Origin of the sequence: Cellvibrio sp. OA-2007 (assembly GCF_000953825.1) — a bacterium.
Lineage (GTDB): Bacteria > Pseudomonadota > Gammaproteobacteria > Pseudomonadales > Cellvibrionaceae > Cellvibrio.
The window spans coordinates 1-5,797 of sequence record NZ_BBUL01000056.1 but is presented as its reverse complement, the minus strand read 5'-3'; the positions used below and the strand labels follow the sequence as shown (position 1 = coordinate 5,797).

General features: G+C 46.6%; 4 protein-coding genes. 2 read left to right on the top strand and 2 right to left on the bottom strand.

The window, feature by feature from the left end:
- Positions 1–283 precede the first annotated feature (283 nt).
- The gene (locus AWU77_RS02450) at positions 284–1,648 is read left to right on the top strand and encodes a TolC family outer membrane protein (protein ID WP_062058728.1); all 1,365 of its coding nucleotides are present in this window, start codon (positions 284–286) and stop codon (positions 1,646–1,648) included.
- Positions 1,649–1,974: 326 nt separating this feature from the next.
- On the top strand, positions 1,975–2,928 hold the full coding sequence (locus AWU77_RS02445) for a pectate lyase (RefSeq protein WP_062058725.1): 954 nt from the start codon (positions 1,975–1,977) through the stop codon (positions 2,926–2,928).
- Positions 2,929–3,004: 76 nt separating this feature from the next.
- Here the strand turns inward: AWU77_RS02445 and waaA are convergent, their stop codons facing one another.
- A complete protein-coding gene (waaA, locus tag AWU77_RS02440) occupies positions 3,005–4,279 on the bottom strand; it encodes a lipid IV(A) 3-deoxy-D-manno-octulosonic acid transferase (protein WP_062058722.1) in 1,275 nt (424 codons plus the stop codon).
- Between the two features lie 98 nt (positions 4,280–4,377).
- Positions 4,378–5,367 (bottom strand): integron integrase, encoded by a 990-nt coding sequence (locus tag AWU77_RS02435; protein ID WP_062058719.1) that lies wholly within the window; start codon positions 5,365–5,367, stop codon positions 4,378–4,380.
- Between the last annotated feature and the right edge of the window lie 430 nt (positions 5,368–5,797).

The following is a 5,797-nucleotide window of genomic DNA, read 5'->3' as shown; positions in this document are numbered from 1 at the left end:
GGGGGGGGGGGGGGGGGGTTCGCAGCGCATCTGGGCATTATTCGGGAGTATAGAAAAGTAAAGTCATGGCTGAGCTTACATTTGTAACTTCACGGCAAGTGCCGCGCGTTTTACCCTTTTTAACCACTGAACTCTCGTTCATTTCTCGACCCCAAGGCGGCAAGCGGCTAAACTCCCCCGCAACTTGCCCTATTAGTACTTACACTAAGGCAGATCTAGGCAATAGGTCTAATCTGTTTTTGTGTCGAACTGGAATTCTCAACTCTGGACTTTGGAAACCTCTATGAAAAAGACCAAGCCTTATCTGCTCGTCAGCCTGATGGCTCTTATTCCATTTACCGCCAGCGCTAATAGCCTGCTGGATGTGTACGAGCTCGCAGTTCAAAACGACGCCCAATTGAAGGCCGACAAAGCAAAATATGAAGCAGGCCTGGCAAATAAAACCATTGGCCGCTCGGGTCTGCTGCCACAAATTAATGCGCGAGCACAATTTTCAAATAGCGATGAAGACACCACCAACAACTTAACCAATGTCACTCTGAAGACTGACAGCGACTCAGCTGGCTGGGATCTCTCTTTATCGCAACCACTCTTTAATATGTCTGCTTGGTATGGCTATCAACAAGGTATTAAATTAAGCGAGCAAGCAGAAGCTCAATTTGGCGCTGATCAACAAAGTTTGATTGTACGCACCGCAGAAGCCTACTTTAATGTACTGCGCAGCATAGACACACTGGAAGCCACTGTTGCCGAAGAAAAAGCCTTGGCAAAACAACTGGAGCAAACCAAGCAACGTTTTGAGGTAGGCTTGACCGCAATTACCGAAGTACATGAAGCGCAAGCGGCCTTCGACAGCGCCAGAGCGGCGACCTTGGAAGCGCGAGGTAATTTAGGCATCAGCTATGAAGCTCTGGAAGTGCTGACAGGCAAACCAGAAGATAAGGTTGCCCCACTCTCCGTCAAATTTCCGGTTGTTAACCCCGCGCCCGCAAACCGCGCAGAATGGGTCGAATTCTCACTTAAAAACAACTACAACCTGAAAGCATCAAGACTGCAAGCAGATGCAGCCTTGCAGAATGCCAAAGCGAATAAATCCAATCATTTACCCACGCTTGGCGCCAACCTCGGTTACTCGGACTACGATAGCGATGGCACTAGCCGCGGCGAAACCTTTGATAGCACTACCGATGGCAGCTCCATCAATTTACGTCTAGACATTCCCATTTACAGTGGTGGGGCAACATCTGGCCGCAGCCGTCAAGCGTATGCGCAGTACACTCAAGCGCAGGAGCTTTACAACAGCACTCAGCGCAATGTTATTCAAAGCACTCGTGCACTACACCTGACCGTTGAAACCGATGTGGCCAGCGTACAGGCGCGGAAACAGGCGATTGTGTCTAACCAGTCAGCGCTGGAAGCTACACAGTCAGGTTATGAGGTCGGCACACGCAATCTGGTAGAGGTTTTGTTAGCGCAGCGCAATTTGTATCAAGCGCGTCGCAATTACTCCGATGTGCTTTATAACTATGTGATAGACACCATTAAATTGCGCGAAGTAGCCGGCATGCTAACGCCTGCCGATGTGCAAGAAATTGATAAGTGGTTGCTGGACGACTCACTGGTAAGCCGCAGCCAATACGAAAACTAAACCTAATAATATCGATACTGCTAATAAAAAAATGCCGGACTAATACTCCGGCATTTTTTATTTTTGAATATTTTTTTCACAACAAGCGCACTGGTTCATAAAAAAGTAACCAATTAACTCACAAAAACCATTTTTGTCGCGTCAATAATTTTTACTATTTACTCTGGCGCTGTATAGTCACCACGCTTTTCGCTGTATCAAGAGCAAACATAACAATAAATAGTCTGCCCTTATTTCTCTGGAAAGCTGTAACTCCCCTGAATTTAGCAGGCGCCATTATTCGGTCAATCCGTTCATTTATCCCAATAACTGACGAGATTGAAATCATGCTAAAAAAAATCTTTATTGCAACTGCTCTACTCGGTTGCGCTGCCAGCGCATTTTCTGCCTCCAACCGCCCTGACGGCTACGTCACTATTTGTAAAACCGGGCAAACCTGTTCGGTTAGCGGCTCCACTAATGTTGCATTTGGTGCATCAGGAAAATTTGTCTATAAAATTCTTAGCGGCAGTTTTTCCTGCTCTGTAGCAACCTTTGGTTCAGATCCCATCCCATCCAAGTCGGTAAAAGAGTGCTCCATCCCAGCATCAGGCTCTGGCGGCACTACATCATCATCCTCCAGCAGCACTAGCAGCAGCGGCGGTGGAAGTGGCGGTGGAAGCGGTTCAATTACGGGAGCCACCTGTACGGCTAATGGTTCAGTGAGCGTCAGCTCAACCATTAAAGTCACCAGTGGTGTTTATGATGGCGGCTGTAAAGTATTTAACGCCACCAGCGCATTAGGTGATGGCAGCCAGAGCGAGTCGCAAAAACCTGTATTCAGAGTAGAAAACGGTGCAACGTTAAAAAATGTGATCCTCGGCAATAACGCAGCCGATGGTATTCACGTATACAACGGTGGCACACTTGATAACATTCGCTGGACCAATGTCGGTGAAGATGCAATGACCATTAAATCTTCCGGTACAGTGAATGTAAAAAACATTTCCGGTTTTGCAGGTTCAGATAAATTTATTCAAGTAAATGCAGCATCCACTCTCAATGTTTCCAATTGCGTAGTCGATGACATGGGCAAATTCCTGCGGCAGAACGGCGGCACCACGTTCAAAATTGCGGTGACTGTCGATAGATGCCAGATCTCCAATATGGGTGAAGGTATTTTCCGTACTGACAGTTCTACTAGCACCGCTAAAATTACCAATAGCCGGCTGAAAAATGCAGGCAGCATTTGTATTGGTAAGTGGGCAAGCTGTACCAGTTCGGGAATTACCAACTACTAATGGTGGTTAGTAATTAATTGCTGAATAAAAAACGCCGGAATTTTCCGGCGTTTTTTATGAACACAAAATAGCGCAATCATTTTATATAGGCATTAATGATTGCCAAGGTTTTATCTAATGCGCCGCGATTCGCTATCGCAACACGCAGTCCATTTTTACCCTTGCGTGCGCGCTCATTGGCATCCAGTAATAAGCGATGCAAACATGCTGTCAGCGCTTCGGTGTTGTGAACCACATCCAATGCATCCGCCTTTATTAACAAAGTAGATACTTCAGCGAAATTAAATAATGATTCTCCACTTATCAGCGGCAAACCCCATGCGGCTGGTTCGATAAAATTGTGCCCCCCATTAGGCACAAGGCTGCCGCCAACAAATGCGACGTCGCTGGCACCAAACAGCAACAGCAACTCACCCATAGTATTGCCGAGCAAGATATCGTTTTCGTCACTCCAACCAGACTCACTGCGCAGAGCAGTGTTAAATCCGCGCGCGACGCATAACTGCCCTACTCGCTCAAATCGCTCAGGATGACGGGGAACCAATACGAGCACTGCACGCGTTAATTCAGGTGAGCTCGCGCGAACTCGCGCAAATGCATCAAGAATAATTTCATCCTCGCCCTGATGAGTACTAGCCGCTATGAAAATCAACCGCTGACCTGCATTGGACAACTGACGCTTTAACATCATGGCCTGCTCACGCAGATCATCACTTAACTTCAAATCAAATTTAATATTGCCAGTAACTCGCACGTTTTGCGCAGATAGCCCCAAAGCAATGAAACGGCTCGCATCAGTTGCGTTTTGTATTGCAGCGCAAGATAAGTTCTGCAACATAGGTTTGGTCAGTGCACCAAAACGCGCATAACCACGCGCAGACTTCTCCGACAATCGACCATTAACCAATACTGTAGGAATATTGCGCTTGGCGCAGGCAGCCAATGTGTTAGGCCAAAGCTCGGTTTCCATCACTAAATAAACAGACGGTTTGATGCGATGTAAAAATCGCATCAGCACATCGGGCAAATCATAGGGAGCATATACATGAAAGACAGAATCCCCCAAAGTTGCACGCACGCGTTCTGAACCGGTTGGCGTAGTCGTAGTAATCACCAGCTGTATGGCTTCATCAGCCTGCAAGCGGCGAATCATCGGCAGGGCCGCCAAAAATTCACCTACTGATACAGTGTGCAGCCAGACGACTTTTTTACGAGTCGTTAATGCAGGAAAGTAGCCAAATCGCTCCGCCCAGCGCTTAGCGTAGGCAGGAGCGGCTAATGAACGCCACAATAACCGGAGTAAAATAACCGGTAAAATAAGATAAAAAATAAGACTATAGAGAATGCGCATAAGCGGGCAGCTAACTAAGATGTCGGGCGGCCAGCATAACAAATCACAAAGCCCCTCGAACACCTAGAAACATAGGAATCACTTAGCTGCTCAATTAATCAACAAAGATCCAGAGGACTGCGCACGCCCAATCCACCTTTGTTTAAAACGTGAGTATAAATTTCGGTGGTCTTTACATCACTATGCCCCAGCAACTCCTGCACTGTACGAATATCATACCCGGCAGACAATAGTTGCGTGGCAAAACTATGGCGAAAGGTATGGCAAGAGGCTTGTTTGAAAATCTTCGCAGCCTTTAAGGCATCTTTGATTCTGCGCTGCAAAGTTCCGTCATATAAATGATGTCGACGTGTTACACCTGAGCGAGGATCTTGAGCGCGGAAACTGGAGGGAAATAAAAACTGCCAAGTGAGCGAGCGAGCCTGCTCCGGATATTTTTGTGCTAGCCGGTTGGGCATATACACCTCGCCAAAACCCTCTGCCAGATCTAGCTGGTGCAATTTATCCACTAAGACTATCTGTTGACGCAGATCCTTCACTAAAGAATCCGGCAAAATAGTACGCCGATCTTTTCCGCCCTTACCTGCGCGCACAATTAATTGATTCCCGGAAAAATCTACATCTTTGACACGTAAACGCAGGCATTCACTAACGCGCAAGCCAGCACCATACATTAGTTGCGCGGCAAGCTTGTACGGTTGCTCCAACCCGTTAATAACCCTTAACGCTTCATCATGTGAAAACACCACCGGAATCCGACGGTGCTTGGTAGCACGCACAGGGGAAAGCCCTTCAATCTGCCGCTCGCAAAACTTGTTATAAAAAAACATTAGTGCATTGAGCGCAGTGCGCTGAGTGTTAATTGCAGAATTTAAATTGACCGCGAGGTGGGATAAAAATACTTCTAGCTCGGCCTCACCCATAGTGTCAGGATGACGCAGATTATGAAACCGAATAAACCGCAACAACCAATGGACATAGGCTCTTTCTGTTCTATAGCTCATATTCAATGAGCGCATAAAAAACCTAAACCGATCGACCAGCCTCACCGGCTCCGCAGGTAACGGAATGGGAATATCATCTACCATGAGCACAACCTCCTTTACTGTTCATACAAACAGCATAAACCAAGTTTTCCAATACGCCAATACAATGATTTAACCGGCTACCGCCGTATATCGGATAAGCGCTAATTTATGCTTAAAGTAATAGTCAATAAAAACAGGGATTTATCTTGCAGAGAAAATATCGTATAAAGCGATAACCGGCCGTATCAAACCAAATGAGCCGCATTTGGTTTTTGTGATATCCCTAGAAAAAATGGATAACGCAATGAAAAATAAGGGATTTACCAAAAGCAAACGAATGCCCAAAGATCAGATAACCGGCCAACTGATATACGGCTTAAGCCGTCTAATAAACTGTTAGCTGGTCAAAGCTTCATGCCTTTTCTACGCTTTCTGCCCTCCTTTATTTCGCGATCTAAGTAGTCGCTGCCGGTTTTCCATGCGCGCTGAA